The organism is Streptomyces sp. NPDC002643 (assembly GCF_053592555.1).
The window spans coordinates 65891-92772 of sequence record NZ_JBSFVY010000024.1; the positions used below are offsets into that span (position 1 = coordinate 65891).

Sequence of the window (26882 nt, forward strand, 5' to 3'; positions counted from 1 at the left end):
ACCACTCCGGTTTCCCCAGACACGTAAGGACCCAATGACCTCCTCTTCATCCCCTTCCCAGGCCGCACAGCGCGCCTTCGCGCAGAACAACCCCGAAGGACTTCGGGCCGATGCCCTGATGGAAGAGGACGTCGCCTGGAGCTTCGAGATCGACAGCGAGCGGGACGGCGACCAGTTCGACCGCTCCGAGCGCGCGGCCCTGCGCCGAGTGGCGGGCCTCTCCACCGAACTCGAGGACGTCACCGAGGTCGAGTACCGACAGCTCCGCCTGGAGCGTGTCGTCCTCGTCGGCGTCTGGACCTCGGGCACGGTACGGGACGCGGAGAACTCCCTGGCCGAGCTGGCCGCCCTCGCCGAGACGGCGGGCGCGCTCGTGCTGGACGGAGTGATCCAGCGCCGCGACAAGCCCGACGCGGCCACGTACATCGGCTCCGGCAAGGCCGACGAACTGCGTGACATCGTGCTCGAATCGGGCGCCGACACCGTCATCTGCGACGGTGAGCTGAGCCCGGGGCAGCTCATCCACCTCGAAGACGTCGTCAAGGTCAAGGTCATCGACCGTACGGCCCTGATCCTCGACATCTTCGCCCAGCACGCCAAGTCCCGAGAGGGCAAGGCGCAGGTCGCGCTCGCGCAGATGCAGTACATGCTGCCGCGGCTGCGAGGCTGGGGTCAGTCGCTGTCCCGGCAGATGGGCGGTGGCAAGGGCGGCGGCCTCGCCACCCGTGGCCCCGGTGAGACCAAGATCGAGACGGACCGGCGTCGTATCCGCGAGAAGATGGCGAAGATGCGCCGGGAGATCGCGGAGATGAAGACCGGCCGCGAGATCAAGCGCCAGGAGCGAAAGCGCCACAAGGTGCCCTCGGTCGCCATCGCGGGCTACACCAACGCCGGCAAGTCCTCCCTGCTCAACCGTCTGACGGGCGCGGGCGTCCTCGTCGAGAACGCGCTGTTCGCGACCCTCGACCCGACCGTGCGCCGGGCCGAGACCCCGAGCGGGCGGCTGTACACGCTGGCGGACACCGTCGGCTTCGTACGCCATCTGCCGCACCACCTCGTCGAGGCGTTCCGCTCCACGATGGAGGAGGTCGGCGAGTCCGACCTGATCCTGCACGTGGTCGACGGTTCGCACCCGGCGCCGGACGAGCAGCTGGCCGCCGTACGCGAGGTCATCCGCGACGTGGGCGCGACCGACGTGCCCGAGATCGTGGTGATCAACAAGGCGGACGCGGCCGACCCGCTGACCCTTCAGCGGCTGCTGCGAATCGAGAAGCGCTCCATCGCGGTCTCGGCCCGCACGGGTGAGGGCATCGCCGAACTGCTCGCACTGATCGACAGCGAGCTGCCCCGACCCTCGGTCGAGATCGAGGCGCTCGTGCCGTACACCCATGGCAAGCTCGTCGCCCGCGCCCACACCGAGGGCGAGGTGATCTCCGAGGAGCACACCCCGGAGGGCACCCTGCTCAAGGCCCGGGTCCACGAGGAGCTGGCCGCCGACCTGGCACCGTACGTCCCGGCGACGACGGGCTGACGCCAGGCGCAGGTGACCTTGATGGCGTCGGCGGCCGCGCGAGCGGTTCGCTGAGCCGGCCTCCCGAAGGCCCGCGTCCTCTGCCGAGGAGCGGGCCTTCGCGGTGTCCCGTGCGGGGCGGCTAGCCACCGGATGACGGAGTGGCAGGCAGCGATCAGCGTCCGTCGGTCGGCGATCGCCCGCTGAGCGTGCCGCTGTCACCGATCGCCCGCTGGCGTCCCGCCATCAGCGACCGCCGTACATCGCGCTCATGCCGTCGTACAGCGCCCGGGCGCCCTTGCCCAGCTGCGGTCCGGCGAGCCAGGTGTTGTCGGCCGGGCCGATCGAGGTGTTCGACACGAGCCGGGGCTCGCCGTCGACCACGCGGAACCAGCCGCCGCCCGAGGAACCGCCGGTCATGGTGCAGCCGATGCGGTACATCGTCGGCAGCGTCGGGTCGAGGGAGAGCCTCCCGGGCCTGTCGACGCACCGGAACATGTTCAGTCCGTTGTACGGGGGAGCCGCCGGATAGCCCCAGGCTCCCATCGCGTCGACCTCGGTGGCGGACGGTGCGGAGAAGTCCACGGCCAGAGCCGTACCGACGGCCTCCTCCAGGGACTCGGAGCCCGACTCGGGCCGCACATGCAGCACCGCGTAGTCGTACGGCGCTCCGGCGCCGCCCTCCTCGGAGCCACCGGCGATCCACTCGTCCGAGGTCGCGGCCCAGTCGGCCCACCACTGGCCGTACGGCGCGATCTCCTCGGCCGAGGCGCCCGCCGCCAACTCGTCCTCGGACTTGCCGAGGTCGTTGTAGGCCGGGACGAACATGATGTTGCGATACCAGCCACCGCCACCACCGGCGTGCACACAATGGCCGGCCGTCCAGACCAGGTTGGACTTCCCCGGATGGTTCACATCGGACACGACCGTTCCGGAACAGACCATCGAGCCCTCGGGGGAGTCGAAAAAGATCTTCCCCACCGGGCCCGCGCTCTCGTGGTACGGGGTCGTCTCCGCCTCGGCTTCGACGGGCACGGGCGTCGGGTCACTGACCCCCTGGTCGGTGGCGGCGTCCCGGACCGAGACCGTCTTCCCCGGGTCCTGGGCCGCACGCATCCGCTCGGCGTCCCACAGATCCTCGATCACCGGGTTGACGAAGTCCCTGGCCTCACCCAGCCACTTGTCCCGGTCCCAGTCCTTCCAACCGCCGTCCTTCCAGTCGTCCATGTCGATGCCGAGCTCTCGGAGCTTGTCGGCGAGAACGTCCGGAATGCCGTCGCCGTCCTTGTCGGCGGTGGCGGACGCGGCGGAGCCGGGCTTGTCGCCCGCCCCGCCGTCGTCCGGGGCACAGGCGGTCGCGGTCAGCGCGAGGACCACGACGAGTCCGGTGGCGGCCGGCCGGTGGTGCCGCCGATATGAGAAACGCATGGTTCTCGACCCCCGTCGGACTTCTCCGTGTGTCACCCCCACTATGCGGGGGCGCCAGGGGACCGGCGCAGGGCGTGCGGCGAAGAATTCCGCGCGCCCCGCCACCAACGCGTCCCTCACTGAGCGAACTTGTCGCTCACCGCCTTGTACACGCCCTCGGCCTCCTCGCCCAGCCGAGGACCGGCCAGCCAGCCCGCGCTCACCGGGCCGATGGAGGTGTTGGACACCAGCGCGGGCTCGCCGTTCGACCCCGTCGCCACCCAACCGCCGCCGGACGAACCGCCGGTCATGGTGCAGCCGATGCGGTACATCGTCGGGTCGGACTCGACGAGCGAGAGCCGCCCCGGCTTGTCCGTGCACTGGTACATCAGCTCGCCGTCGTACGGTGCCCCGGCCGGGTAACCCGTCGCGGTGATGCTCTCCACCTTCGGCACGGCCGGCGCGTCGAAGTCCACCGGCAGCGCCGAACCGACCGTCTCCTCAAGGGACTTGCCGGTGCCGTCCTCCGGCGTCACATGGATCACCGCGAAGTCGTACGGCGCTCCGTCACCACCGGTCTGACCGCCCTGCTCGATCCACTGGTCCGAGGTCTGCGCCCAGTCGCCCCACCAGACCCCGTACGGCGCGACCTCCTCCTTGGTCGCCGTCTGCAGCTCCGTCGCCGACAGCCCACCGTCGTTGTAGGAGGGCACGAAGGCGATGTTGCGGAACCAGCCGCCGGACTTGCCCGCGTGCACACAGTGCCCGGCGGTCCACACGAGGTTGGACTTGCCCGGGTTGGCCGGGTCCTGGACCACCGTCGCCGAGCAGACCATCGTGCCCTCGGGCGCGTCGAAGAACACCTTGCCCGCCTCGGGCATCGCGTCGTGGTACTTCGCCGGCACGGCCGCCGCCTCGACGGACTCCGGCGTCGGGTCGGTCACGCCCTGGTCACCGGTGAGGTCGTTCTCGTCGACCTCCTTCTCCGGCTCCTCGGCGTCCCGCATCCGGTCCGGGTTCCACAGGTCCTCGATGATCGGGTTGACGTAGTCCTCGGCCTCGCGCAGCCAGTCGTCCTTGTCCCAGTTCTTCCAGGCACCGTCCCGCCACTTGTCGAGATCGATCCCGTGTTCCTTGAGCTTGTCCTTGATGTCGTCCGGAATCTGGATCTTGCCGTCACCCTCACTGCCCTGCGCGGACGCGGACGCCTCGGCGCTCGCGGCGGTGTCATCCGTGTCGCAGGCGGTGGCGGTCAACGACAGGGCCGTGGCGAGACCGATCGCGGCCAGCACGGGGGAGGTTCCGCGGCGCGCGCTCCCTCCACGACGAGCGGCGAAGGGCGGGCGTATGGGTCGCATGGTCTGAACTCCCCCTGGGGCTAAGAGAACTCTGTGCTGCCGAAGCGGATCACGTACGGTTCCTCCGCACGTCCTCCGCCTTCTTCTACGTATCCGACATGGCATGCGCGCGGCTGTGTACGTCTGCTTCTTCGTACGTAGCCGCCGTACGCGCGGCTCGGTCCCGGATGCGCCGATCCGCGTGCCTGCGGAACGGCACCTCACACTAAGCGGTCGTTGTGGGGGACATCCGAGGAACCGGCAACGGTTCCGTCACGGCAAGGATCTTCGCCCCACCCGCTTCCCCGTGCCGGTCGCGTCGTTGGTACCGACGGGGGACCCGCCGGTGCTCGGTGCCCCCTGCCAACTCGCCTCTGAGCAGCGGGAGGAAGTGCAGTCGTGGCGGTGACCGAGTCCCCGGTGGCGCCGGTGGGACGAGAGCCCGAACAAGCGCGTTCGGGATACGACGAACACGAACCGGCGCACACACGGCGAGAGCACGACGGGGTGCGCGCGGCACACGAGGGGATCTTGAGGCGTCAGTCCGCGCGTGATGCGGCGGCGCGCACCTATGCGCGCGCCCTGCCCATCGTGCCGGTACGGGCGCGGGGCCTGACCATCGAGGGCGCCGACGGCCGCCGCTACCTGGACTGCCTGTCCGGCGCGGGCACCCTCGCCCTCGGTCACAACCACCCCGTCGTTCTGGAGGCGATCCGCAAGGTGCTCGACTCCGGTGCCCCGTTGCACGTCCTCGATCTGGCCACTCCCGTCAAGGACGCCTTCACGACCGAGCTGTTCCGGACCCTCCCACCCGGACTCGCCGACCGCGCACGGGTCCGGTTCTGCGGGCCCGCCGGAACGGACGCCGTCGAGGCCGCCTTCAAGCTGGTGCGCGCGGCCACCGGCCGCACCGGGATACTCGCCTTCACCGGCGCCTGCCACGGGATGACCACCGGAGCGTTCGCGCCGTCCGCGGGCGCCCCCGACACGAGGGCGACCCGACTGCCGTACCCCCAGGACTACCGTTGCCCCTTCGGCTTCGGCGGCGAGGCCGGTGCCGAACTCGCCGCCCGCTGGACCGAGTCGCTCCTCGACGACTCCGAGTCCGGCATCCCTCAGCCCGCCGGGATGATTCTCGAACCGGTCCAGGACGAGGGCGGGGTCCTTCCCGCTCCGGACGGCTGGCTCCGCCGTATGCGTGCGATCACCAGCGCCCGTTCGATCCCGCTCATCGCCGACGAGATCCAGACCGGCGTGGGCCGCACCGGCCGCTTCTGGGCGGTCGAGCACAGCGGAGTCGTGCCCGATGTGATGGTCCTGTCCAAGGCCATCGGAGGCAGCCTGCCCCTGTCCGTCGTGGTCTACCGCGACGACCTCGACGTCTGGCGACCCGGCGCCCACGCGGGCAGCTTCCGCGGCAACCAGCTCGCCATGGCCGCCGGCACGGCCACCCTCGCCCACGTCCGCCGGTACGGCCTCGCCGAGCGCGCCGAAACCCTGGGCGCCCGCATGCTCACCCAACTCCGGGCGCTCGCCGATGAGTTCGCCTGCGTCGGCGATGTACGGGGCCGGGGCCTGATGCTCGGCATCGAGATGGTCACCCCTGGCGGGAGCCCGCCCACCGACTCCACGAACCCGCCCCCGCCGGCGCCCTCTCTGGCCACCGCGGTCCAACGCGCCTGTCTCCGCCGGGGCCTGATCGTCGAACTCGGCGGACGCCACCCCGGAGTCGTACGGCTCCTCCCGCCCCTCACCATCACCGACGAGCAGGTGAACGCCGTCCTCGACCGCCTGTCCGACGCGATCGCCTCGGTGGCCGCCACCATCGACGCGTGGGTCCCCGGAGGCCGGATGCCCGAGCGGACCGGACGTGCTGGACGCCCGCCGGGCGGATGAGCGCCGAGTCGGCCGACACCGCACCCCAGCAACCCGCACCGCCACCCCCAGGAACCTTCTTGAACGCGTCCCCCGAGCCCGAAGACCGCACCGAGCCCCGCCGAGAAGCCGCCGACCCCCTGAACCACCCCGACCCGTACACCGTCGCCCAGGCGGCGGCCACGGAGAACCTGCTGCGCTGCTGGGTACGCGAACACGACCTCGGCCGCCCCCACGACGACACCCTCCGCATCCCCCTTCCCGCCACCGGCACGACCCTCCTCGCCCCGATCCACTACTGGTCCCGGACCGGTTGGCACCGCTTCGGACTCCCGTACTTCGCCGACACCGCCGAAACCGTGGTGCTCTCCGACACCGTCGAGAGCGTTTCGCTCGTCAAAGCCGCCGGGAGCGTGGCGCCCGTCAAAGCCGCCGGGAGCGTGTGGCCCGCCGACGCGGTCACCGTGGCGGCTCTGCTGGGCAGGGAAGCGATGGCGTTGAGCGCCCGCAGGGCCAACTCCGGCGAAACTCTGCCCGCAGGAGCCGGTGAGCCATCCCTCACGGCATCCGACGAGTCAGACCCCGGCCGACTGCACCGAATCGAGCCGGTCGGCCGACCGGACCAACTCGACCTCGTCGGCAGAGTCGCCGATTCCGCCCGGCGTATCGCCGTGTTCATCTCCGAGCGCAGGGCCCGGCCCACCGACGGCCCGGATCTCTTCCTCACCGCCGAACAGGCCCTGATCCTCGGCCATCCGCTGCACCCCACACCGAAAAGCCGAGAAGGACTCTCCGACGCCGAAGCACGGCTCTACTCACCCGAGTCGCGTGGCTCCTTTCCGCTCCACTGGCTGGCAGTCGCGCCCTCCGTTCTCTCGACCGACTCGGCCTGGACCGAGCGCGGTCGTGTCATCCCCGCCGAACAGCTGACGGCACGGCTGGCAGGCCCCGGGCCGAGGCTGCCCGACGGCTACGCCGCCCTGCCCCTGCACCCCTGGCAGCTGCGCGAGGCCCACCACCGCCCGGAGGTCGCCGCCCTGCTGGACACCGGTCTGCTGCGAGACCTCGGCCCGCATGGCGAGCCGTGGCATCCCACCTCCTCCGTCCGCACCGTCCACCGCACCGGTGCCCCGGCGATGCTGAAGCTCTCGCTGGGCCTGCGCATCACCAACTCCCGCCGCGAGAACCTCCGCAAGGAACTGCACCGAGGCGTCGAGGTCCACCGGCTGCTGCGCACCGGCCTGGCCAAGCGGTGGCAGGCGGCCCACCCCGGCTTCGACATCGTCCGCGACCCGGCCTGGCTGGCCGTCACCGCACCGGACGGCGACCCCGTGCCCGGCCTTGACGCGGTGATCCGGCACAACCCCTTCGACCCGACGGACGACGTGTCCTGCGTCGCGGGACTCGTCTCACCGAGGCCGTACAGCCGGCCGTACGCCCACGGAGGCCCTCACGACCAGCGACCGACTCCTCCCCATCGCACCCGTCTCACCATCGGGTCCCGGCTCGCCGAGGTCGTCACCCGCCTCGCCGGACGTACCGGCCGCCCCCGAGGCGCTGTCGCCGCCGAGTGGTTTCTGCGCTATCTGGAGCAGGTCGTACGGCCCGTGCTGTGGCTGGACGGCGAAGCCGGCGTCGCCCTCGAAGCGCACCAGCAGAACACCCTTCTCCTGCTGGACCCCGACGGATGGCCCGTGGGCGGCCGGTACCGCGACAACCAGGGCTACTACTTCCGAGAGTCCCGACGCGCGGACCTCGACGCCCGACTGCCCGGCATCGGAGCCCTCAGCGACACATTCGTCTCCGACGAGGTCACCGACGAACGGTTCACCTACTACCTCGGCATCAACAATGTGCTCGGCCTCATCGGTGCGTTCGGCTCCCAACGCCTCGCCGACGAAGAACTGCTGCTCGCCGCCTTCCGCCACTTCCTCAGGGACGCGGCCACCGGCCCGGCCCGACTGAACACCACCCTGCCGGCCCGGCTTCTCGACTCACCCGTCCTCCGCTGCAAGGCCAACCTGCTGACCCGACTGCACGGACTCGACGAACTCATCGGCCCGGTCGACACCCAGTCCGTCTACGTCACCATCGCCAACCCCCTCCACTCCTGACCCATCGCATTCGAACCCGCTGCCCTCATCGGCCGCCCGAGTGCCGCCGAACCCCCGACTCCCGTCACCTCGACCCGACTCGTCCCGCCCCGACTCCCTTCAGCTCCGAGGAACATGACCCACCGCACCCTCTGAGAGGAACATCGCCGTGCCTCCCACCGACGCGAGCACCGACACCGGCACCGCCCCGGCCCCCAGCAACGAGGACACGCTGGAACTGCGCCTACCGGACGACTTCCTCGTACTCCTCGCCGAGGGCACCGACCTGGGCGAGGAACACACGGAGGCAGGGTCCGCCGTGCCCTCTTCCCACGGTGAACTGCTGGACCACCTCGCCGACTGGGGGCCGATCACCACACCCGCGGGCACCTTCCAACTCGTCCCCGTCCGCGTCGAACGGGAGCTTCCGCTCATCGCCCGCTGGATGAACGACTCGTCCGTGGCCTCGTACTGGAACCTCGCGGGCCCCGAATCCCTGACCGCCGACCACCTACGGGCACAGCTGGACCGTGACGGCCGCAGCGTGCCCTGTCTGGGACTGCTGGACGGCACCCCGATGAGCTACTGGGAGATCTACCGGGCCGATCTCGACCCCATCGCCCGCCACTACCCCGCCCGACCCCACGACACCGGGATTCACCTCCTCATCGGTCCCGTGGCCGCCCGGGGGAGAGGTCTCGGCTCCACCCTGCTTCGCGGCGTCGCCGATCTCGTCCTCGACAAACGCCCCTCCTGTGCCCGCGTCATCGCGGAACCCGACCTTCGCAACTTCCCCTCCGTCTCCGCCTTCCTGAGCGCCGGCTTCCGGTTCTCCGCCGAGGTCGAACTGCCCGACAAACGGGCCGCCCTCATGGTCCGGGACCGGCTGCTGCGCGATCTGATGTAGATCAGCTGTGTATTCACCGTGAATCTGCTGTGACGTCGTCACTTGTGGAACACCGCTCGCGGCGGTGAGGTTCCCGGTCGGGCGGGGCCGATGGCCGAATGCACCGATTCCGCCCCCGCAACCGCCCCTGCGCCCCCGTACCCGCCCCTGCGCCCCCGCCGCTTCCCGGCCCCACCCCGTCCGCCCGTCGAAAAGACCCGCTCTTGACCCGTCCCCACCTGCCTCGCAGGCCCCTGCTCTCCGCCTCGGCCACACGTTTGTCAGTGCTGAGCCGTAGGGTGGTCGCGCTATGACGAAGCCCTCACTCCACGAACTCCTGCATGCCGCCGTCACCGCCGTCGGCGGCACGGAGCGCCCCGGCCAGGTGACCATGGCCGAAGCCGTCGCGGAGGCGATCGACGACGGCTCCCATCTGCTGGTCCAGGCAGGCACAGGCACCGGAAAGTCGCTCGGTTACCTGGTCCCCGCGCTCGCCCAGGGAGAACGAGTCGTCGTGGCCACGGCGACCCTGGCACTGCAGAGACAGCTCGTGGAGCGGGACCTGCCGAGAACGGTCGACGCGCTGCACCCGCTGCTGCGCCGCCGCCCCGAGTTCGCGATGCTCAAGGGCCGGTCGAACTACGCATGCCTGCACCGACTGAACGAGGGCGTGCCGCAGGACGAGGAGGACGGCCTCTTCGACCAGTTCGAGGCAGCCGCGCCCAGCAGCAAACTGGGCCAGGACCTGCTGCGGCTGAGGGACTGGTCGCAGGAGACCGAGACGGGCGACCGGGACGATCTGACGCCGGGTGTGTCCGACCGGGCCTGGTCCCAGGTCTCCGTGTCCTCCAGGGAGTGCCTCGGCGCCTCCAAGTGCGCGTACGGCGCCGAGTGCTTCGCCGAGATGGCCCGGGAGCGCGCCAAGCTCGCCGAGGTGGTGGTCACCAACCACGCCCTGCTGGCGATCGACGCCATCGAGGGCGCCCCGGTGCTCCCGCAGCACGAGGTGCTGATCGTCGACGAGGCCCATGAACTGGTCTCGCGTGTGACGGGCGTGGCGACCGGCGAGCTCACCCCGGGGCAGGTCAACCGCGCCGTGAAGCGGGCGGCGCGGCTGGTGAACGAGAAGGCCGCCGACCAGCTCCAGACCGCCGCCGAGGGCTTCGAGCGGCTCATGGAGCTGGCCCTGCCCGGCCGCTTGGAGGAGATCCCGGAGGACCTGGCCTACGCCCTCATGGCGCTGCGCGACGCCGCCCGCACGGTGATCACGGCGATCGGCAGCACCCGCGACAAGTCCGTCCAGGACGAGGACGCCGTACGCAAGCAGGCCCTGGCGGCCGTGGAGAGCGTGCACGACGTGGCGGAGCGGATCACCAACGGCTCCGAGTGGGACGTCGTCTGGTACGAACGGCATGACCGCTTCGGCGCCTCCCTGCGGGTCGCTCCCATGAACGTTTCGGGCCTCCTCAGGGAGAAGCTCTTCACGGACCGCTCGGTCACCCTGACCTCGGCCACCCTCAAGCTCGGCGGCGACTTCAACGGCGTGGGGGCGTCACTGGGCCTGGCCCCCGAGGGCACCCAGGGGGACGATCTGCCGAAGTGGAAGGGCGTTGACGTCGGCTCGCCGTTCGACTACCCGAGGCAGGGCATCCTCTACGTCGCCAAGCATCTGTCGCGTCCCGCGCGGGACGGCGACCGGGCGGACATGCTGGACGAGCTCACGGAGCTGATCCAGGCGGCGGGCGGCCGTACGCTCGGTCTGTTCTCGTCGATGAGGGCGGCTCAGCAGGCGGCCGAGGAACTGCGCGTGCGTATCCCCGAGTTCCCGATCCTGCTCCAGGGCGAGGAGACGCTCGGTGAGCTGATCAAGGCGTTCGCCGCCGATCCCGGAACCTGTCTCTTCGGCACGCTCTCGCTCTGGCAGGGCGTCGATGTGCCCGGTCCCAGCTGCCAGCTCGTCGTCATGGACAAGATCCCGTTCCCGCGCCCGGACGACCCCTTGATGAGCGCCCGTCAGAAGGCCGTCGAGGAAGCGGGCGGCAATGGCTTCATGGCCGTCGCGGCCACTCACGCGGCCCTGCTGATGGCCCAGGGCGCCGGCCGCCTCGTACGGGCGCAGGGAGATCGCGGTGTGGTCGCCGTACTGGACCAGCGGCTGGCGACCGCGCGGTACGGCAGCTACCTCAAGGCGTCACTCCCCGACTTCTGGTTCACGACGGACCGTAATCAGGTGCGCAAGTCCCTCGCCGCGATCGACCAGGCGGCGAAGGCGACCGAAACCGTATGAGAAGTCGCCGAGAAGCATGAAGAACGGCGGTCGGCCTGTCCGAGAGAACAGGTCGACCGCCGCTGCCGCGCGCGTGGGACCGATAGCGGCCTGGGACAGCCCAGGGCCCCGGAACCGGCGCAGGGATTCCGGGGCCCGGATCAAGGGCGGGGACGGACACGGGAGGCCGCCCGCCGCTGGGGATCAGACGCGGCGCAGTACGGCCACCACCTTGCCGAGGATGGTCGCGTCGTCACCCGGGATGGGCTCATAGGCGGCGTTGTGCGGCAGCAGCCACACATGGCCGTCCTCGCGCTTGAAGCGCTTGACGGTGGCCTCGCCGTCCAGCATGGCGGCCACGATGTCGCCGTTCTCGGCGACGGGCTGGCGGCGGACCGTCACCCAGTCGCCGTCGCAGATCGCGGCCTCGATCATCGAGTCGCCCACGACCTTGAGGACGAACAGCTCACCGTCGCCGACGAGCTGCCGCGGCAGCGGGAACACGTCCTCGACCGATTCCTCGGCCAGGATCGGGCCACCGGCGGCGATCCGGCCGACGAGCGGCACATACGACGCGGCCGGCTTGCCCGCGGTGTCCGTGGGCTGGGCCGTCGCCTGGTCGGAGCCGCGGACCTCGTAGGCGCGCGGGCGGTGCGGGTCGCGACGCAGGAAGCCCTTGCGCTCCAGGGCCATCAGCTGGTGTGCCACGGAGGACGTGCTGGACAGGCCGACCGCCTGGCCGATCTCGCGCATCGACGGCGGGTAGCCGCGCCGCTGCACCGAGTCCCGGATGACTTCGATGACCCGGCGCTGCCGGTCGGTCAGCCCGGAGCTGTCCGCCCTGATGCCTGGAGGTCGGCCGGGCAGGGCCCGCTTGGGGCCCTCATGGCTCGCGGCTTCGTTCACAGCGTGCACCGGCTCGAGTCGGCCCTGCGAGCGGTCCTGGGCAGTGATGGTGGCACTGTCTGCGGTGGTGGTCACGTCGGCCCCTCTCGATGGTCTCCCGTGCAGCACAACGGTAGTTGCTTTCGAAAGGTTGCGCCAAACACACGTTCGAGTGAAAAACCGCAGATTACCTGACGTGAACTGGCGTCCAGGTGTATGGCGGGCATTGCGCCGGACGGACAAAAGAGATCATTGCTGTACTCTTCACCGCCGGGGTCCGGGCCTTGTGGGCCGCTCCCGCCGCGCGGATCAGTCTGCCACCCGGTCCTCCGTCAACCGGGTACCGGTCCCGCGTCTCTGTGGCGCCCACCGTATCCCTGTCCGCCCCGTGACGGTACGACCGTGCGTCGTGCGGTGTCCGTGGTGCCTGTGCGTGTGTGCCGCGTATCTATACGTGTGCGACACGCGCGTGGTGTGCGGATTTACGAGCCAGGCCCCACATCTAGTGGTTGGATTGCTGTAGTGGCCCAGAAGTTGTGGTCCCCCCGGTCTTCGGGCCCACGATCATCGCCTATGCTTGGGGCTGCTTCGAGGGGCCCAAGAGCCCTTGCGGGGCTATTGAGTCGTGCTGTGAGGAGGGTTGGAGTTATGCACTGTCCCTTCTGCAGGCACCCCGACAGCCGCGTCGTCGACAGTCGTACGACGGACGACGGCACGTCGATCCGCAGGCGCCGCCAGTGTCCCGACTGCTCCCGTCGTTTCACGACGGTGGAGACGTGCTCGCTGATGGTGATCAAGAGGTCCGGTGTGACCGAGCCCTTCAGTCGCACCAAGGTCATCAACGGCGTGCGCAAGGCATGCCAGGGGCGGCCCGTCACCGAGGACGCGCTCGCCCAACTCGGCCAGCGCGTCGAGGAAGCGGTGCGCGCCACCGGAAGCGCCGAACTGACCACCCATGACGTGGGGCTGGCCATACTCGGCCCGTTGCAGGAGCTCGACCTCGTCGCCTATTTGCGGTTCGCCTCGGTCTACCGGGCGTTCGACTCGCTGGAGGACTTCGAGGCCGCCATCGCGGAACTGAGGGAAGCGCAGGACAAGCGCCCCGACGCGCACGACGAGGACGTCGAAGACGCGGTCGGAGAGCGCCGGGAGAACGACCGCGGGTCCGGAGGGGCTGCCCAAGTCCCCGTTCCCGCCCACGCCGCCGACTGACGGCGGGCCGCCCGCCGGACCGACTGGACCGGGCGATCGGCGGCGATCGAGACCTGTCGCGGACGGCTGTGCTTGCCGGGCCGCGGCACAAGACAGGAACACCGTGCCACGGGAACAAAGTGGCACTTCAGGGCGTTTTCGCCCGTACAGGGAGGCGGCATGACAGAGACGGCGAGCGGTCCGGCACGGAGTTCCCGCGCCAAGGGCACCAAGGCGAGCAAGGGCCTGCGTATCGAGCGCATCCACACCACTCCCGGCGTGCACCCGTACGACGAGGTGGCGTGGGAGCGGCGTGACGTCGTCATGACCAACTGGCGCGACGGTTCGGTCAACTTCGAGCAGCGAGGCGTCGAGTTCCCCGACTTCTGGTCGGTGAACGCGGTCAACATCGTCACCAGCAAGTACTTTCGCGGTGCCGTCGGCACCCCGCAGCGCGAGACCGGCCTCAAGCAGCTGATCGACCGCATCGTGAAGACGTATCGGCAGGCCGGCGAGGACCACAAGTACTTCGCCTCGCCCGCCGACGCCGAGATCTTCGAGCACGAACTGGCGTACGCCCTCCTGCACCAGATCTTCAGCTTCAACAGCCCGGTCTGGTTCAACGTCGGCACCCCGCAGCCCCAGCAGGTCTCCGCCTGCTTCATCCTGGCCGTCGACGACTCCATGGAGTCGATCCTCGACTGGTACAAGGAAGAGGGCATGATCTTCAAGGGCGGCTCCGGCGCCGGCCTGAACCTCTCCCGCATCCGCTCGTCCAAGGAGCTGCTCTCCTCCGGTGGCAACGCCTCCGGTCCGGTCTCCTTCATGCGCGGCGCCGACGCCTCCGCAGGAACGATCAAGTCGGGCGGTGCCACCCGCCGCGCCGCCAAGATGGTCGTCCTGGACGTGGACCACCCGGACGTCGAGGACTTCATCGAGACCAAGGTCAAGGAAGAGGAGAAGATCCGCGCGCTGCGTGACGCGGGCTTCGACATGGACCTGGGCGGCGACGACATCACGTCCGTCCAGTACCAGAACGCGAACAACTCCGTCCGTGTGAACGACGAGTTCATGACGGCCGTCGAGAACGGCACCGAGTTCGGCCTGCGCGCCCGTATGACCGGCGAGGTCATCGAGAAGGTCGACGCGAAGAAGCTGTTCCGCAAGATGGCGGAGGCCGCGTGGGCCTGCGCCGACCCGGGCATCCAGTACGACGGTGTGATCAACCGCTGGCACACCTGCCCGGAGTCCGGCCGGATCACCGCGTCGAACCCGTGCAGCGAGTACATGCACCTGGACAACACGTCCTGCAACCTGGCCTCGCTGAACCTGATGAAGTTCCTGAACGACGACGGCAAGGGCAGCCAGTCGTTCGATGTCGAGCGCTTCCAGAAGGTCGTCGAGCTGGTCATCACCGCGATGGACATCTCCATCTGCTTCGCGGACTTCCCGACCCAGAAGATCGGCGAGAACACTCGCGCGTTCCGCCAGCTCGGCATCGGCTACGCCAACCTCGGCGCCCTGCTGATGGCGACCGGCCACGCGTACGACTCCAATGGCGGTCGCGCCCTCGCCGGCGCCATCACCTCCCTGATGACGGGCACCGCCTACCGCCGCTCCGCCGAACTGGCCGCGGTCGTCGGCCCGTACGACGGCTACGCCCGCAACGCCGACGCCCACAACCGCGTCATGAAGCAGCACTCCGACGCCAATGGCACCGCCGTGCGCATGGACGACCTGGATACCCCGGTGTGGGCCGCGGCCACGGAGGCCTGGCAGGACGTGCTCCGCCTCGGTGAGAGGAACGGCTTCCGCAACTCGCAGGCGTCCGTGCTGGCCCCGACCGGCACCATCGGTCTCGCGATGTCCTGCGACACCACGGGTGTCGAGCCGGACCTGGCGCTGGTCAAGTTCAAGAAGCTGGTCGGCGGCGGCTCGATGCAGATCGTCAACGGCACGGTCCCGCAGGCCCTGCGCCGCCTGGGCTACCAGGAGGAGCAGATCGAGGCGATCGTCGCCCACATCGCCGACAACGGCAATGTGATCGACGCCCCGAGCCTCAAGCAGGAGCACTACGAGGTCTTCGACTGCGCCATGGGCGAGCGCGCCATCTCCCCGATGGGCCACGTCCGCATGATGGCCGCGATCCAGCCGTGGATCTCCGGCGCCATCTCCAAGACGGTCAACATGCCGGAGACGGCGACCGTCGAGGAGGTCGAGGAGATCTACTTCGAGGCCTGGAAGCTGGGCGTCAAGGCGCTCGCGATCTACCGCGACAACTGCAAGGTCGGCCAGCCGCTCTCCGCCAAGACCAAGGAGTCGGAGAAGGCCGAGATCACCGAGAAGGCCGAGGAGACGATCCGGACCGCGGTCGAGAAGGTCGTCGAGTACCGCCCGGTCCGCAAGCGCCTCCCGAAGGGTCGTCCCGGCATCACCACGTCCTTCACCGTCGGTGGCGCCGAGGGCTACATGATCGCTAACTCCTACCCGGACGACGGCCTGGGCGAGGTCTTCCTGAAGATGTCCAAGCAGGGCTCGACCCTCGCGGGCATGATGGACGCCTTCTCGATCGCCGTCTCGGTGGGTCTGCAGTACGGCGTGCCGCTGGAGACGTACGTCTCGAAGTTCACCAACATGCGCTTCGAGCCGGCCGGTATGACGGACGACCCGGATGTGCGGATGGCGGCGTCGATCGTCGACTACATCTTCCGCCGTCTGGCGCTCGACTTCCTGCCCTTCGAGACCCGCTCCGCGCTGGGCATCCACTCCGCCGAGGAGCGTCAGCGTCACCTGGAGACCGGTTCGTACGAGCCGATCCTCGATGACGTGGAGGTGGACGTGGAGGAGCTTGCCCAGTCGGCGCCGCGGCAGTCCGGTCTGAAGGCCGTCTCCACCCCGAAGACCGAGGACGGCGCGGTCAAGGCCGCTCCGAAGCAGGCCCACACCAGCGCCGAACTGGTGGAGATGCAGCTGGGCATCCAGGCCGACGCCCCGCTCTGCTTCTCCTGCGGTACGAAGATGCAGCGCGCCGGTTCCTGCTACATCTGCGAGGGCTGCGGCTCGACCAGCGGTTGCAGCTGACGCCTTGAGGCATTGAGGCCTTGGAACACCGAGGGCGGCACGGTTTAGGCCGTGCCGCCCTTCGGCGTGCCATGGGGCGTACGGGTCAGGATTCGCGCGGGGCGCCCATGATCTGGGCGAAGGCGGCCGGTTCCTCGTCGTAGCCGTGCAGGCCGGGGTGGAACGTCCACTCGCCGGCGTCGTCCCGTACGAACTCGGCGACGGTGGCGGCCGTCGACCCGAGGACCGCGCCGAAGTCGTCCTCCGCCAGGACGGTGTAGTCCTCGCGGATGCGCAGGGCGGGCTTGGTGACGTTGACGAAGGTCTTCTCCCCGTTGCGTTGCTGTATGGCGACACCGACGACGACCCGGCTGTAGCGGCGGTCGAGACGGTTCAGCTCCAGCACCATGACCTCGTCCCAGCCGAAGCCCTGGCCGGTCTTGCTGTCACGGTTGAGGTTGATGGTGCCGTCGGGCGAGCGGCTGTCGAAGTGCACCACATAGGCGGGACTTCCGCTCGGATCGGCCGCCAGGTAGGTCGCCGCGATGAGGTCGAGATCCGTGGGCGGCTGCCCGGTGGGGCTCGGGTCCCACTTCAGCGAGACCTCGACCTTGCGGATGCCCTTGTTGAGGCCGTTCAACAGAACTCTCCTCCCCGTCTCTTGGATGCGAGTGGGCCGAACTGCTCAATGGCCCTGGCCAGTTGCCCATCCTCCCACGCGCGCCGGGGCGTTCGCCCCGATGCAACCGGTCGGAGCGTGACCGGCGCCACGCTCCCTGGCCTTACCATGGCGCGGTGCTGGTCAAGTGGATTCGCTGCACCGTGGTCGACCGCCGCGGTTTCGAGCGGGGGCAGCGGAAATGGGCGGGGCTTCTGGGGGAGCCGGGATTCCGTGGGCAGGGTGGGGGCTGGAGCCGTGCACGACCCGGGGTGGCGCACATCTTCTCCTTCTGGGAGAGCCGTGCTTTCTACGACTCCTTCATGGCCCGTTCCCACGACCGGCTGGCTTCCTCTCAGTCCGGCACGTTCAAGGACTCGCAGGTCAAGCTCTTCGACTACCGATTCGATGTGAAGACCGGCTTCGAGCCACGCTTCACGGACGCCGATCTGGTGCGAGTAGCGCATTGTCGTGTCCACGAGGAGCGGGCCGAGCACTTCGCGCTGATGCAGGAGAAGGTCTGGAACCCCGCGATGGCCGGATCACCCGGCATGGTCCGTGGCTTGTTCGGGGAGGCGCCGGGTCATGAGTTCGTGATCCTCTCGATGTGGAAGTCGGCCGCGGAGCACGGCAAGTACCGCGTCGAACGCATCGAGCGCCTTGCCCTGCGGGCCCAGATCGAGGCGGATGTCGCTGCCCTCGCGGGTGACATCGTGGAATTGGAGCCCAGCTGGACGGTCTGAGGCCGGTTGAGGTTGGGGGAGCCGGTTGAGGGTCGGCGGAGGTCGGTCGAGGGTGCATGAGGTGGGCTGGGTCGGTTGGGGCCGGTTTCAAGCTCGGTTTGAAAGTCGAACCCACTCGGTTGGGGATCTGGACGGCGCGGTCAAGAGTGGGTTCGGAAACCAAACCCGCCTCCCGTGCCTTCTCCGGCCAGGTTCTCTGATGTGCAGGACGTGTGTGACCTACGCCGTATGCGACCCGGACGAGTGCTCGATCGGCCGCCGCCCCGTTTAGGGTTTTGGCATGGCACGACCACGGCGCATCGTCCTTGTCCGACACGGGGAGTCAACGGGCAATGTTGATGACACCGTCTACGAACGCGAACCCGACCACGCCCTCGCGCTCACCGAGCGGGGCTGGGAGCAGGCCGAGGAGACCGGCAAACGCCTGCGCGAGATCTTCGACCGCGAGCGCGTGAGCGTCTATGTCTCCCCGTACCGCCGCACGCACGAGACCTTCCAGGCGTTCCACCTGGACCCCGAACTGGTACGCGTACGCGAGGAGCCCCGACTGCGGGAGCAGGACTGGGGCAACTGGCAGGACCCCGACGACGTACGACTCCAGAAGGCGTACCGGGACGCCTACGGGCACTTCTTCTACCGCTTCGTACAGGGGGAGTCCGGCGCCGACGTCTACGACCGGGTCGGCGGCTTCCTGGAGAGCCTCTTCCGCAGCTTCGAGGACCCCGGCCATCCGCCGAACGTCCTGCTCGTCACCCATGGGCTCGCCATGCGGCTGTTCTGCATGCGGTGGTTCCACTGGACCGTCGCGGAGTTCGAGTCGCTCTCCAACCCCGGGAACGCGGAGATGCGGATGCTCGTTCTGGGAGACGACGGCCGCTATGCGCTCGACAGGCCGTTCGACCGCTGGCGGGACCCGGAATCGTATGGACCCACCGGTTAGAGTGGCGGGGCGATGACCGCTGACTCCTCTTCCGAAGGCCGCCTGGCGCGTGCCCTGGCCAGCCTGCGCGGCCTCGCCGTCGGGGACGCGCTGGGCTCGCAGTACTTCGTACCTGCGAACTACCCGCTGTTGAATCGCCGCGAGACCCCGCCCGGCCCCTGGCAGTGGACCGACGACACCGAGATGGCCTGCTCCGTCGTGGCCGTCCTCGCGGCCCACCACCGGATCGACCAGGACGCCCTCGCCCACTCCTTCGCCGTCCACCACGACTTCGACCGCGGCTACGGACCCGCCGTCAACCGGCTGCTGCGCCTGGTCCGCGAGGGCGGTGACTGGCGCGAACTGGCCTCCGCGCTCTTCAAGGGCCAGGGATCGTGGGGCAACGGGGCGGCCATGCGGATCGCCCCGCTCGGCGCCTGGTACGCCGACGACCCCGAGCAGGCGACGCACCAGGCGGAGATCTCCGCGTACCCCACACACCAGCACCGCGAGGCGGTCGCCGGCGCCATGGCCGTCGCGGCGGCCGCCGCCCTCGCCGCTGATCCTTGGGGGACGCCGAGCGCCGACGCCCTGCTGGACGGCGTCATCGCGCTCGTCCCGAAGAGCGCAGTCGGCGCGGGACTCCGGCGCGCTCGGGACATGCTCGACTACGACGACGCCGACACCGTGGCCGCCGTGCTGGGCTGCGGACGGCGTACGACGGCGCACGACACCGTGCCGTTCGCGCTCTGGTCCGCCGCCCGCGCCCTCGGTGACTACGAACGGGCCTTCTGGACGACTGCCCAAGTGGGCGGCGATGTCGACACGACCTGCGCGATCGTCGGGGGAGTGATCGCCTCCGCACAGGCCGGGGCGCCGCCCGGGTCATGGGTCGAACAGACCGAGGCGCTGCCGGACTGGGCGCCGGTGGGGTAGGCCCGGCAAGGGCAAGGGCAAGGGCAAGGGCAAGGGCGGGGGCGGGGGCGGTGGCCGCCTGGTGCGGTGTGGGCAGTACCGGTCCTCTGAGGCGTCCGGCGCCGACGCCAGGCGCGGACGGTTCCCAGGCTTCGCCCGTCGCAACCGTCCCAACTGTCACAGGAGTGCCACAGTGCGCTCTGGGCCGAGGTCGAATGCTCTTTCCCGGCATAGCCTGTCCGCCACGCCGCTTGGTGATCATGACAAGGAGCGGCGACATGGCACCGGCCACAGGCCCTCCGGCGCAGTCGCATGCTGCGTACGGTGGTCGCCGAGGGCCGGTCGGGGGAGGGGCCCTGTGTCCGAAACATCGTCAACACCGTCCACGCCCGGAACCGGCGACGCGGAGTCGCAACTCAGGGCGCGTGCCGCGGCCGGGGAGCGCCGCTCGGGCGCGAGTGCGCCTGCGGGCAAGGGCGCGCTTACGGCTAAGCGCGCGTCCACGGGCGAGGGTGCGTCCACGGGTGCCGTACCGGAGCCTCGGGCGGGTGCGGCCGAGTCCAAACCGGGCGGTCCGCCACCCGTGCCGCCTCAAGGCGTCGACCTGGGGCTCAAAGAACCCGCTCCGATCCGCGCCGCGACCCTGTGGGCAGCGCTGGCCACAGGTTTGCTCAGCATGCTGCTGCTTGGCGAGGGGATCGCGGTCAATCTGCTGATCGTCGCCGTACCCGCCACCCTGGCCGTGTACTTCGCCGGGGAACGGGCGGGGCGTCGCCCGCGCGCGTGGGCGTACGTCTGGGGCGTCGGCGGGCTCGCCCTGCTGCTCGTGCCCGTGCTGCGGGCGGCCGAGTGGCCCTCGTTCCTCGCGGTCGTCGCCGCGCTCGCCGCGGGCTCGCTCGCGCTGCACGGGGGCCGCAGCTGGCCCGCCGTCCTGCTCGGTCCGATCGGCGTGTTCACCTCGGTGGTCACCGGCCCGGCCTGGGCCTGGCAGGGGCTGCGCGAACGCATGGGCGGCGACCGGGGGCGCCTGGCACCGCTGCTGCGGGCGCTGGGTGTGGCAGCCGTGCTGCTGTTCGTCTTCGGGGCACTGTTCGCCGGGGCGGACGCGGCCTTCGCGGATCTGCTCGGTGCGCTGGTGCCGGATGTCTCGGTGGCCGACGGGCCCTGGCGGGTCCTGCTGCTCATGGTGGGTCTGTTCGGGACGTTGGCGGCGGCCCGAACGGCTGCCGCGCCGGCTCACTGGGACCGGATTCGGGTGCCCGAGGGGCGGGCCCCTGGCCGCGTCGAGTGGATGCTGCCACTGGTCGGGCTCGTCGTGCTCTTCGCCGTCTTCAACGCCATTCAACTCGCCGTTCTCTTCGGCGGCTACGACGCCGTGCTGAAGAAGACCGGACAGACGTACGCCGAGTACGCGCGCCAGGGCTTCTGGCAGCTGCTCATGGCCACGCTGCTCACCCTGGTGGTCATTGTCGTGGCCCTGCGCTGGGCGCCGCGTACCCGATCGAGTGACAGGACGCTCGTGCGTGCCGTCCTCGGAACTCTGTGCGCGCTGGCGCTCGTTGTCGTGGCATCCGCTGTGCGACGTATGGACATGTATGTGGAGGCCTATGGACTGACGCGACTGAGGATCTCGGTGCTGGCCGTGGAGCTCTGGCTCGGCCTGGTCATCGTGCTCATCATGGCCGCCGGGGTGTGGGGCGCCCGCTGGCTGCCGCGCGCCGTAGCCGCCAGTGCCGCTGTCGGAGTGCTCGCGTTCGGGCTCGTGTCGCCGGACGGGCTGATCGCCGAGCGCAATGTGCAGCGGTACGAGGAGACGGGCCGTTTCGACGTCGAGTACGCCCAGGGTCTGTCCGCCGACGCCGTACCCGCCCTGGACCGGCTTGAGGAGCCCCTGCGGTCGTGTGTGCTGCGGGAGATCAAGGACGACATGGACGAGGTGAATCTTCCCTGGTACGCGACCAGTTGGGGTGACGCCGAGGCACGGCGCATCCTCGACGAGCGGCCGGTGTCGGAGGGCGTGGACTCTGTGGAGTGCTATGAGGTGGGGACGGAGACGTTGTACCGCTGAGGGCTGCACTTTGCGGTGTGCCGATCGTGGTCGTGCTCAATCGGGTGCCGGGTGCCGGGTGCCGGGTGCCGGGTGCCCTGGCCCGGTCAGGCTCCGGCGCTGGGGCCCGTGGTGCCGGCCAAGGCGTCCAGGTCGCTCTTGCGGACCCGGATCACCAACGCGGCTGTGGCCAGGGCGAGCACGGCCATCACCACCGCCGGGACGAACGCCGTCGAGATGCCCTGGGCGAGCACCTCGTGACTCCAGGGCGCGGGCAGTTGCTGGGTCCTGGCGAACTCGGCCTTCTGTTCGGCCGTGCCGTTCACCATGAAAAGCCGTACCTGCCGCTCCGCCTCCTCGCGGCCGGCCGTCCCGAAGACCGTGGTGAGGATCGACAGCCCCAGCGCGCCACCTATCTGCTGGGTGGTGTTGAGCAGGCCGGACGCCGCGCCCGCCTCGTGCGGGGCGACCCCGGAGACCGCGGTCAGGGTGAGCGTCACGAAGTTCAGCCCCATGCCGAAGCCGAACAGCAGCATCGGGCCCAGTACCCCGCCCGGATAGGAACTGTCGGGGCTGAGGAGGGTCTGCCAGCCGAGACCGAGCACGACGATCGTCGAGCCTGCCACCATGAACGGCTTGGGGCCGAGCACCGGAAGGAAACGCTGCGACAGGCCCGCACCCGTGATGATCGCGGCGGTGATCGGCAGGAAGGCCAGACCGGCCTCGATCGGCGAGTACCGCAGCACGTTCTGCACGAACAGCACGATGAAGAAGAACATGCCGAACATCGCCGCAGCCAGGCTCAGCATGATCACGTATGTGCCCGAACGATTGCGGTCGGTGAACATCCGCAGTGGGGTGATCGGCTCCTTGGCCCGGCTCTCGATGAACCCGAACGCCAGCAGCAGGACCGCCGCCGCCCCGAAGGAGCCGACAGCCAGACCGTCCCGCCAGCCCTCCGCCGCCGCGCGGATGAACCCGTAGACCAGCGACGCCATACCGGCCGTCGACGTGAATGCACCCGCGAAGTCGAACCGCCCCGGGTGCCGCTCCGACTCGTCGATGAACATCGGTGTGAGTACGGCGATCAGGACGCCGATGGGCACGTTGACGAAGAGGACCCACCGCCAGTCGAGCCACTCGGTGAGCATGCCGCCCGCGAGCAGACCGATCGCGCCTCCACCGGCGGAGACGGCGGCGAAGACCCCGAGCGCCCGGTTCCGCTCGGGCCCTTCGGCGAACGTCGTCGTGATCAGGGCCAGCGAGGTGGGCGACGCGATCGCGCCACCGGCGCCCTGGAGGGCGCGCGCCACCAGCAGTTGCCAGGGCTCCTGGGCGAGACCGCCCAGCAGCGAGGCGAGCGTGAAGAGCAGAATTCCGGTCATGAACACCCGACGGCGACCGAGGATGTCACCGGCCCTGCCGCCGAGGAGCAGCAGCCCGCCGAAGGTCAGGGTGTAGGCGCTGACCACCCATGTCAGGTCGGTGGTGCTGAACTTGAGCGCGTCTTGAATGTGCGGAAGAGCGATGTTCACAATCGTCGCATCGAGTACCACCATGAGTTGGCAGGCCGCGATGACCGTGAGCGCCAGTCCGGGACGCCCCTCCCGGCGGGAGGTTCCCGGCTTCTGATCCTGCGTCAACGGAGAGGTTGTCACCATGGGTCCCCCACAACTGCCTTAGTGAACGCTCGCGTTCACTGTCGCGTCAACGGTAGTGAGTCCCCCTCGGTGAACGCAACCGTTCACCGAAGCCGCCGTGGCGCCGCGAGTCCATCCGCTCGCCCTTCTCGCATCCCCGCCCCCAGGCTCAACGGAGAAACACAGATGGTCACTTCGGGCTGGACGGCCGCTCCCGATCGGACGGCCTCCCCGCGCCGACGCGGCGCCGTGCTGGAACGCGCGATCCTCGACGCCGCGCTGGAACTGCTCGGTACGGTCGGCTGGAACGGCCTCACCATGGAGGGCGTCGCCGCCGGTGCCCAGACCGGGAAGGCGGCCGTCTATCGCCGTTGGCCGTCCAAGGAGGACCTCGTCGCCGACGCTCTCCGGGCCGGACTCCCGCGCTTCGACGAAGCCCCTGATCTGGGGAGCGTGCGCGAGGACCTCGTGGAACTGTGCCGCCGCGCGCGCGAGGCCATGTACTCGCGACCCGGATTCGCGCTGCGCTCGGTGATTCACGAATGCGACAACGTCCAGGCCGAGCGCTTCCAAGACGTGATCACCGAGGGTGTCGTGGAGCCGATGGTGGGGCTGCTGAGGCAAGTCGTGGAGCGAGGAATCCGGCGGGGCGAGGTGCGCCGGGACGCGGTCAACGGGTATGTCCTGGACGCCATTCCGGCCATGATGATGTACCGCTCGAAGATGTGCGGAAGCGAATGGGGTGAGCAGGAGATCAACGAGATGATCGACCAGTTGATGGTGCCGCTGCTGCGCGCGCGGGTGGCCTGACGGCGTGCAGGGGCGAGTCGAAGGGCTGGGTCCGAAGGTCGAGACGAGGGGCTGGGGCGACGGGCCGAGACGGGGGGCTGGGGCGAGGCGGTTGGGATGACGGGATGAGAGGGCTGGGAACGGGCTTGAGGTGGGCCCGGGGCGGACCCCGGCGGGTGCGCGGTATGTCTCGGGCGGTGCCGGGGCGGGTGCGGCGGCGGGTCCGTGGGCGCATTGACGCCGCCCCCGGGAACCTGGGTGTCGCACGGGCTCCTCGGCGGCGTAGGCTAAGGGCGCCATGCCGTACGAACCGCCTACTCACACCGTCGAGCGCTCCCTGCGAGCCACGACCGGAGCGAAGGTCATTGCCGGTGTCGACGAGGTGGGGCGCGGCGCGTGGGCCGGCCCCGTCACCGTCTGCGCGGCGATCACCGGACTGCGCCGCCCGCCCGAGGGCCTCACCGACTCCAAGCTCCTCACGGTCAAGCGCCGCGAGGCGCTCGCCGAGGAACTGCTGAAGTGGGTGACGTCGTTCGCTCTCGGTCACGCGTCTCCGGAGGAGATCGACGACCTGGGGATGACGGCCGCGCTGCGACTCGCCGCCGTACGGGCGCTGGAAACCCTTCCGATACGGCCCGACGCGGTCATCCTCGACGGCAAGCACGACTACCTCGGGGCACCCTGGCGAGTCCGTACGGTCATCAAGGGCGACCAGACGTGCATCGCCGTCGCGGCGGCCTCGGTGATCGCCAAGGTTCAGCGCGACAAAATGATGGCCGAACTGGGTATCGACCATGCAGACTTCGCCTTCGAGGCCAACGCCGGGTACCCGTCACCCGTGCACAAGGCCGCGCTGGCGGAGCGGGGCCCCACCCCGTACCACCGGTTGTCGTGGGCGTATCTTGATGCGCTGCCCCAGTGGCGGCACCTCAAGAAGGCCCGCACCTGGGCGGACGAAAGCGTTCCGGAGATCGAGGGCCAGCTCGGCTTCGATTTCTGACGGATTCGTTCGCACTCATGTGCCACCCGCTGACGCGAGTCGTAGCGGCGTTTGATAAACATCAGCTCATGCCTCTCATTCCCGAGGAGCCTCAGATTCACGAGAGTGCCCAGGGCCCGCGCGCAACTCCGGCCAGTGGCCGCGTCGCGCCGACCCCTCGTCCCGTACCCGGTCCCCGCCCCGCGGCCCCGCCGCGTCCCGGTCGCCCGGGTCCCGCCCGGCCGGTGCCGGCCCAGCGCGCGCCGCAGCCGGCGGCCAAGCCCGGGCCGTCGGCACCTGCCGCCACTCCGCAGGTCCAGCTGATCCCGGCCTCGACCGAGGGCGCGCTGGATGCCGCGGAAGAAGCCGTCGACCTGCTGCTCGATTCGGGTCGCGCCCCCGGTGACGTGCTGGTGATCACCACCGGTGAGTCGCATCCGTGGGCCGCCCACGAGCTGTCCTTCGGAGAGACCTCCTACTGGGCGCAGCACGACGCGGGCGACGACGTCTTCTACGCCAATGCCGGCGCCGTCGGTCGGGCCGCGCCGCGTCCCGTCGTGGTGGTCGCCGTCAACGGTGGAAGCGACGCCGTCACCGCTCAGACGCTGCCGCAGGCTCTCGGCCGGGCCGGTGCCCTGCTGATCGTCTGCGGTGACCCGAAGACGATCAACTCGGTGCTGGGCGCCGGCGTCTGAGCGCCTGCGGACCCCGGTCGGCCCGTCCGGGCTCACCGGGCGGCCGCACGGCGCCCGGACAACGCAGCGCCACTACGGCCACACCCCGCCACGGGGCGCTTCGGCGCGCCTGCGGGGTGTTTCGGCGTCCATAGGGCGCCCGTTGTATGGGGCGCGCGCTGGGGCGCGAGCGGAATTCTCGCCGGGTGCCGGGTGCCGGGTGCCGGGTGCGCACCCCCTGTTGTGCTTAGGACGTGGCAGGCGCCCGGGGAGCCGCCGGAGCCGCGGCACGGGCCCGGCGGTGAAGTGCCCGTGGGCCCGTGAGCCCGTGGCTGTCGGCTTGAGGGTTTCGGCAGAGCCTCAGCGCGCCGCCGCTCGGCGCAGGACGTCGGAGGCCACGCCACCCGTGCGTGGCATCGGCGGTGGTGCCATGGCCGCTGCGAACGACTCGGCCTGTGAGTCCGCGTGGGGGCGGCGACCGCCGCGGCCCTCGCCGAGGACCTGCCAGCCGTCACGAGTCAGTGTGATGTACGCCCCGCAGCGCAGCCCGTGGAGCGTGCAGGCGTCCCGCAGGCCCCACATCCACGCCCCGTCCTCCTCCGTCCAACGCGCGTCGCCGTCACGGCAGTAGAGCAGCACGGCCGTGCGCACCGGCGTACGTCGTCGCAGGTCGTGCGGGATGACCCGGCGCAACTGCGAGAGCAGCGCGTTACGGAACATCCAGCCGTCCGCCGGGGCGGGGCGCCGGATGAACGAGGCGCTCGCCCTGAGCCGTTCGTCCGGGTCCAGCACGGCTATGACCGCCGTCGCGGGCCGGGGTTGGTGCCGTGCGTGCAGCCCGCTGACGACCTCTCGGGGATTGCGCAGCAAGGGAATCCCGGCGGCCGCCCATTCGGCGGGTTCGAGCAACCGGTTGGCGGAAGCGGCGGACAGTTCGGCAGAGGTCGACACGGAGGCCGCCGAGGACGGAGCGAATCCGAAGGTCACGATCCTCCCTTCGGCTACGCG

General features: G+C 70.0%; 20 protein-coding genes. 14 read left to right on the plus strand and 6 right to left on the minus strand.

Going from position 1 to position 26882, the window contains the following annotated elements; all coding sequences use genetic code 11:
- Positions 1 to 34 precede the first annotated feature (34 nt).
- Complete coding sequence (hflX, locus tag ACWD4G_RS31350; RefSeq protein WP_451299373.1) at positions 35 to 1531, plus strand: GTPase HflX; 1497 nt, start codon at positions 35 to 37, stop codon at positions 1529 to 1531.
- A gap of 225 nt (positions 1532 to 1756) precedes the next feature.
- Here hflX and ACWD4G_RS31355 read toward each other — a convergent pair whose 3' ends face one another.
- Together ACWD4G_RS31355 and ACWD4G_RS31360 are read right to left on the minus strand one after the other, a co-directional pair.
- Entirely contained in the window at positions 1757 to 2938 is a 1182-nt protein-coding gene (locus tag ACWD4G_RS31355) for a trypsin-like serine peptidase (protein WP_451299375.1), read from the minus strand.
- Between the two features lie 116 nt (positions 2939 to 3054).
- Complete coding sequence (locus ACWD4G_RS31360) at positions 3055 to 4275, minus strand: trypsin-like serine peptidase (protein WP_451299377.1); 1221 nt, start codon at positions 4273 to 4275, stop codon at positions 3055 to 3057.
- 378 nt (positions 4276 to 4653) lie between these two features.
- Here ACWD4G_RS31360 and ACWD4G_RS31365 point away from each other — a divergent pair, with 378 nt between their 5' ends.
- The 4 genes from ACWD4G_RS31365 to ACWD4G_RS31380 all read left to right on the plus strand — a co-directional run bounded on the left by ACWD4G_RS31365 (position 4654) and on the right by ACWD4G_RS31380 (position 11395).
- Positions 4654 to 6150, plus strand: a complete 1497-nt coding sequence (locus ACWD4G_RS31365) for a diaminobutyrate--2-oxoglutarate transaminase family protein (protein ID WP_451299379.1) — start codon at positions 4654 to 4656, stop codon at positions 6148 to 6150.
- Positions 6147 to 8243 carry an IucA/IucC family protein gene (locus ACWD4G_RS31370; protein WP_451299381.1) on the plus strand — a complete coding sequence of 699 codons (2097 nt, stop codon included), beginning with the start codon at positions 6147 to 6149 and terminating at the stop codon, positions 8241 to 8243. The genes ACWD4G_RS31365 and ACWD4G_RS31370 overlap by 4 nt, the downstream gene beginning before the upstream one ends.
- A 148-nt stretch (positions 8244 to 8391) precedes the next feature.
- Positions 8392 to 9129, plus strand: coding sequence for a GNAT family N-acetyltransferase (locus ACWD4G_RS31375; RefSeq protein WP_451299383.1), 738 nt, complete (start codon positions 8392 to 8394; stop codon positions 9127 to 9129).
- A gap of 289 nt (positions 9130 to 9418) precedes the next feature.
- Positions 9419 to 11395, plus strand: a complete 1977-nt coding sequence (locus ACWD4G_RS31380) for an ATP-dependent DNA helicase (protein WP_451299385.1) — start codon at positions 9419 to 9421, stop codon at positions 11393 to 11395.
- Positions 11396 to 11578: 183 nt separating this feature from the next.
- Here ACWD4G_RS31380 and lexA read toward each other — a convergent pair whose 3' ends face one another.
- Positions 11579 to 12355: a transcriptional repressor LexA gene (gene lexA, locus ACWD4G_RS31385; RefSeq protein ID WP_451299387.1), complete on the minus strand. Its 777-nt coding sequence runs from the start codon at positions 12353 to 12355 to the stop codon at positions 11579 to 11581.
- Positions 12356 to 12907: 552 nt separating this feature from the next.
- Here lexA and nrdR point away from each other — a divergent pair.
- Together nrdR and ACWD4G_RS31395 are read left to right on the plus strand one after the other, a co-directional pair.
- Positions 12908 to 13471: a transcriptional regulator NrdR gene (nrdR, locus tag ACWD4G_RS31390; RefSeq protein ID WP_451299389.1), complete on the plus strand. Its 564-nt coding sequence runs from the start codon at positions 12908 to 12910 to the stop codon at positions 13469 to 13471.
- Positions 13472 to 13630: 159 nt separating this feature from the next.
- A complete protein-coding gene (locus ACWD4G_RS31395) occupies positions 13631 to 16531 on the plus strand; it encodes a vitamin B12-dependent ribonucleotide reductase (RefSeq protein WP_451299391.1) in 2901 nt (966 codons plus the stop codon).
- Between the two features lie 85 nt (positions 16532 to 16616).
- On the opposite strand, the gene ACWD4G_RS31400 is transcribed toward ACWD4G_RS31395, so the two are convergent.
- Positions 16617 to 17177 carry a TerD family protein gene (locus ACWD4G_RS31400; RefSeq protein WP_451299538.1) on the minus strand — a complete coding sequence of 187 codons (561 nt, stop codon included), beginning with the start codon at positions 17175 to 17177 and terminating at the stop codon, positions 16617 to 16619.
- 128 nt (positions 17178 to 17305) lie between these two features.
- On the opposite strand from ACWD4G_RS31400, the gene ACWD4G_RS31405 reads away from it, so the two are divergent.
- The 4 genes from ACWD4G_RS31405 to ACWD4G_RS31420 all read left to right on the plus strand — a co-directional run bounded on the left by ACWD4G_RS31405 (position 17306) and on the right by ACWD4G_RS31420 (position 21813).
- Complete coding sequence (locus ACWD4G_RS31405) at positions 17306 to 17911, plus strand: YdbC family protein (protein WP_451299393.1); 606 nt, start codon at positions 17306 to 17308, stop codon at positions 17909 to 17911.
- A gap of 280 nt (positions 17912 to 18191) precedes the next feature.
- Positions 18192 to 18851: a histidine phosphatase family protein gene (locus ACWD4G_RS31410; protein ID WP_451299395.1), complete on the plus strand. Its 660-nt coding sequence runs from the start codon at positions 18192 to 18194 to the stop codon at positions 18849 to 18851.
- Between the two features lie 12 nt (positions 18852 to 18863).
- Positions 18864 to 19766: an ADP-ribosylglycohydrolase family protein gene (locus ACWD4G_RS31415; protein WP_451299397.1), complete on the plus strand. Its 903-nt coding sequence runs from the start codon at positions 18864 to 18866 to the stop codon at positions 19764 to 19766.
- Between the two features lie 562 nt (positions 19767 to 20328).
- Positions 20329 to 21813 (plus strand): DUF4153 domain-containing protein, encoded by a 1485-nt coding sequence (locus tag ACWD4G_RS31420; protein WP_451299540.1) that lies wholly within the window; start codon positions 20329 to 20331, stop codon positions 21811 to 21813.
- Positions 21814 to 21899: 86 nt separating this feature from the next.
- Here ACWD4G_RS31420 and ACWD4G_RS31425 read toward each other — a convergent pair whose 3' ends face one another.
- Entirely contained in the window at positions 21900 to 23450 is a 1551-nt protein-coding gene (locus tag ACWD4G_RS31425; RefSeq protein ID WP_451299542.1) for an MFS transporter, read from the minus strand.
- Between the two features lie 168 nt (positions 23451 to 23618).
- Between ACWD4G_RS31425 and ACWD4G_RS31430 the strand changes: the two genes are divergently transcribed.
- From ACWD4G_RS31430 to ACWD4G_RS31440, 3 genes are all read left to right on the plus strand, one after another.
- Complete coding sequence (locus ACWD4G_RS31430; RefSeq protein WP_451299399.1) at positions 23619 to 24242, plus strand: TetR/AcrR family transcriptional regulator; 624 nt, start codon at positions 23619 to 23621, stop codon at positions 24240 to 24242.
- Positions 24243 to 24519: 277 nt separating this feature from the next.
- Positions 24520 to 25221, plus strand: a complete 702-nt coding sequence (locus ACWD4G_RS31435; RefSeq protein ID WP_451299401.1) for a ribonuclease HII — start codon at positions 24520 to 24522, stop codon at positions 25219 to 25221.
- A 68-nt stretch (positions 25222 to 25289) separates the two neighbouring features.
- The gene (locus ACWD4G_RS31440) at positions 25290 to 25895 is read left to right on the plus strand and encodes a hypothetical protein (RefSeq protein WP_451299403.1); all 606 of its coding nucleotides are present in this window, start codon (positions 25290 to 25292) and stop codon (positions 25893 to 25895) included.
- Between the two features lie 339 nt (positions 25896 to 26234).
- Here ACWD4G_RS31440 and ACWD4G_RS31445 read toward each other — a convergent pair whose 3' ends face one another.
- Entirely contained in the window at positions 26235 to 26861 is a 627-nt protein-coding gene (locus ACWD4G_RS31445) for a hypothetical protein (protein ID WP_451299405.1), read from the minus strand.
- Positions 26862 to 26882: the final 21 nt, after the last annotated feature.